The organism is Acidovorax sp. BoFeN1 (genome assembly GCF_003345135.1).
Classification (GTDB): Bacteria; Pseudomonadota; Gammaproteobacteria; order Burkholderiales; family Burkholderiaceae_C; genus Acidovorax; species Acidovorax defluvii.
On sequence record NZ_QOZT01000160.1, the window covers coordinates 1 to 1843 of the forward strand.

The following is a 1843-nucleotide window of genomic DNA, read 5'->3' on the forward strand; positions in this document are numbered from 1 at the left end:
GGCTCAAGGGGGGCGGCGCCAGTGTGGGGCCGCAGCGCCTGCTCAGCCTGGCGGCAGGCGCCCTGCTGGCCACCGCCTTCATGCACCTGTTGCCCGAGGCGTTTGAAAGCCATGTCGATGCCCACGACCTGTTTGCCACGCTGCTGGTGGGCCTGGTGTTTTTCTTTTTGCTCGACAAGGCCGAGCTTTGGCACCACGGCCACGAACACAGCCACGGGCTGCCATCCGCCGCCGGGCACGGCGCGACCGGGCATGACCACGCTGCGCAAGTGCAGCAGGGGCGCGCACATACACATACCCACCCGCACGCGCATGAACACGACCACGCCAGCGGGCATGACCACGCCCACCACCATGGCCCCAAGTCGGCAGGGGGCTGGGCTGTGCTCACCGGCGACAGCGTGCATTGCTTTGGCGACGGCATCCTGATTGCCTCGGCCTTCGTGGCCGATATGCGGCTGGGTGTGATTGCCGCGTTTTCGGTGCTGGCCCACGAGGTGCCCCACCACATGGGCGACTTGGTGGTGCTGCGCCAGACCAGCCCGAACCGGCGCATGGCGCTGGTCAAGGTCTCGCTGGCCGGGGCCGTGACGGCGCTGGGTGGGCTGGTGGGGTATTTTCTGGTGGGGCAGCTGCACGACTGGCTGCCGTACTTTCTGGCCGTGGCCTCCAGCAGCTTTGTCTATGTGGCCCTGGCCGATCTGATTCCGCAGCTGCAAAAACGCCTCTCGGCGCGCGAGACGCTGGCCCAGATCGTCTGGCTGCTGGTGGGCATGGGCCTTGTGATGCTGGTGAGCGGCGCGGCGCATGTCCACTGATACGGGTTTGCCTTCCACCGCATGACGTCGTTGGGTCGCCTTGTCGTGCCGCAGCACTGCCTGAAGCTCCCCGCCCATGTATCCGGTTCAAGGCAAATCCGTATGAGGCCGACGGATTGAGGCAACCTATGAAATGGATGCGGCCCAACCTGTAGCCGCCGTGCAAGGGCCGCCCCGCCGCACGGGCGGCGTCCCCCTGGGGGGAAGGCACGCAGCGACTCAGGGGGGCTTCCTATCGCGCCAGCTCCTCGCGCACTGCCGCCACCTGGCGGCGCGACACCATCAGCAGCTCGGTCAGCCCCTGCAGGCGCACGGCCCAGCCTTCGCCTTCGTCGGGGTCGTAATGTTTTTCGAGCGCGCGCACGGCGCGGCGTGCCACCAGGGCGTTGCGGTGGATGCGCAAAAAGCGTGGGGCGAACTTGGCTTCCAGCTCGCTCAGTGAGCCGTCCATGATGTAGCTGCGCGTGGCGGTGCGCACGGTCACGTACTTCTGCTCGGCCTTGAAATACAGCACCTCTGCCAGGGGCAGGCGCTCGGTGCGGCCGCGGTCCTGGATCACCAGGGTTTCGCCATCGGCGGCGCTGGCGGCACTGTGCGCGGCGGGGGCGACGGTGGGGGCGTCCCGCCGGTGGCTGCGCCGGGCCTTGGTCAGGGCCTGCAGCAGGCGTTCGCGCCGCACGGGCTTGGTGAGGTAGTCCACGGCGTCGAGTTCGAAGGCGCTCACGGCATGGTCGGCGTGGGCGGTCACAAACACCACGGCCGGGGGGTTCGCCAGCGCCTGCACGGCATGGGCCAGGCACAGGCCGTCCTGGCCGGGCATGTGGATGTCCAGCAGCACCAGGTCGAAGGCCCGCCCGCCCGTGGGGGTGAGCTGCGCCAGGGCCTCGCCCGTGTTGGCGGCTTCGGCCACCGTGGTGCGCACGGTGTCCTGGCAATCGCCCAGCAAGGTGCGCAGTCGGCTGCGGGCCAGGGCTTCGTCGTCAACGATGAGGATGTTCATGGGCTGGGGCGGCGCGGGCCGGGGT

2 protein-coding genes are annotated in these 1843 nt (G+C 68.9%); one reads left to right on the plus strand and one right to left on the minus strand.

Annotation, left to right across the window (positions count from 1 at the left end):
- Positions 1 to 818, plus strand: an 818-nt coding sequence (locus DTW89_RS19000) for a ZIP family metal transporter (RefSeq protein ID WP_114657067.1), incomplete at its 5' end; no start/stop codon positions are given.
- Positions 819 to 1050: 232 nt separating this feature from the next.
- On the opposite strand, the gene DTW89_RS19005 is transcribed toward DTW89_RS19000, so the two are convergent.
- The gene (locus tag DTW89_RS19005; protein WP_114657068.1) at positions 1051 to 1818 is read right to left on the minus strand and encodes a LytR/AlgR family response regulator transcription factor; all 768 of its coding nucleotides are present in this window, start codon (positions 1816 to 1818) and stop codon (positions 1051 to 1053) included.
- Between the last annotated feature and the right edge of the window lie 25 nt (positions 1819 to 1843).